This window comes from Vibrio sp. 10N.222.46.A1 (assembly GCF_041473595.1).
GTDB lineage: Bacteria > Pseudomonadota > Gammaproteobacteria > Enterobacterales > Vibrionaceae > Vibrio > Vibrio tasmaniensis_A.
This window is the reverse complement of sequence record NZ_JBFRSN010001039.1, coordinates 1-1,540: the sequence shown is the minus strand read 5'-3', so window position 1 is coordinate 1,540 and position 1,540 is coordinate 1. Positions and strand designations below refer to the sequence as shown.

Here is a 1,540-nt window from a genome sequence, read left to right as displayed (position 1 = left end):
TGTTATAAGAGGTGTTTTCTGAGCTTAAAGGAATGGTTGCACCACCGTGATAGCGACGAATTTTATTGCCATCGGCTAGTTCATTGAGGTCTCGTCTGATGGTTTGTGGGCTGACATCGAACTTTTCAACGAGCTCTTCGGTACTCACATATCCTTGTGTTTTTACCAGATCTACAATCTGCTGGTGTCTTGGTATCTGCTTCACTTAACTTACCACTCCCTGCGCGCAAAGGGCTCTAGCGCGTCAAAATCGAAAATATAAACTCACGCTATTGTGCTCGAATTGATGAAAAGAGAGAAGTAATGATGGTAAGGAATCATGTCTAAACCGCAAAAACGCTGGTCAAAACATGGAATTTGAGCCTGAAACGCAAAAAAGAGCACAAAATAGTGCTCTTTTTAGTTTCGTTTGCTGAGGTTCGAACAATCTAATCGATTAATAAGGGATTATTCGTACTCCTCTGTTAACTCACGCTTAGATTACTCTTCGTCGTCATCGTGCAGTTCAGACCAAACCTGTGCACACTTGATAGCACGCTTCCAACCTTTGTAACGGCGGTTACGCTTCTCTTCGTCGTGGTGTGGCATGAAGGTGCGGTCAAGAACGGCTTTGTCTTGAAGCTCATCAATGCTGTCCCAGAAACCAACCGCTAGGCCAGCAAGGTAAGCGGCACCCAGAGCGGTTACTTCCGTTACTTCAGGGCGGTGAACTTCAGTATCCAGCACGTCTGATTGGAACTGCATTAGGAAGTTATTCGCTACTGCACCGCCATCAACACGTAGTTTCGCTAGCTTGATGCCTGAGTCAGCTTGCATCGCATCTAGCACGTCACGAGTTTGGTAAGCAATACCTTCCAGCGTTGCACGGATGATGTGGTTAGAGTTAACACCACGAGTTAGGCCAACAATCGTACCGCGAGCATAAGCATCCCAGTAGGGTGCGCCTAGGCCAGTAAATGCAGGAACCACGTAAACGCCGTTTGAAGAGTCTACTTTGGTTGCGAAGTACTCAGAGTCTTCTGCACCAGCCAGTAGCTTCATTTCATCACGTAGCCATTGGATTGATGCGCCGCCCATGAATACTGCACCTTCAAGTGCGTATGCAGGCTCACCTTTAGGACCACATGCTAGCGTTGTTAGTAGGCCGTTCTTTGATGTTACTTTCTCTTGGCCTGTGTTCATTAGAAGGAAACAACCTGTGCCGTAAGTGTTCTTAGCTTGGCCTGCTTCTACACACATTTGACCGTAAAGTGCAGCTTGTTGGTCACCTGCAATACCCGCGATTGGGATACGAGTACCGCCTTTACCACCAAGGTTCGTTTGACCGTAAACCTCAGAAGAGCGTTTTACTTCAGGCATCATGATTGACGGAATACCCATCTCATCAAGTAGCTTCTGGTCCCAACATAGGTCATTGATGTTGAACAACATAGTACGTGACGCGTTAGTGTAATCCGTAACGTGTACACGTCCTTGAGTCATTTTCCAAACTAACCAAGTATCAACCGTACCGAACAACAGTTTGCCTGCTTCAGCGTCT

At 46.7% G+C, this 1,540-nt stretch carries 2 protein-coding genes; both read right to left on the bottom strand.

The genetic code is table 11. The annotated features are described in order from the left end of the window. A partial coding sequence (locus tag AB4496_RS23460; protein ID WP_372132167.1) for a DeoR family transcriptional regulator occupies positions 1-205 on the bottom strand: 205 nt, incomplete at its 3' end. Between the two features lie 275 nt (positions 206-480). Next, positions 481-1,540: glycerol kinase GlpK (gene glpK, locus AB4496_RS23455; protein WP_372132164.1), on the bottom strand; the 1,060-nt coding region annotated here is incomplete at its 5' end.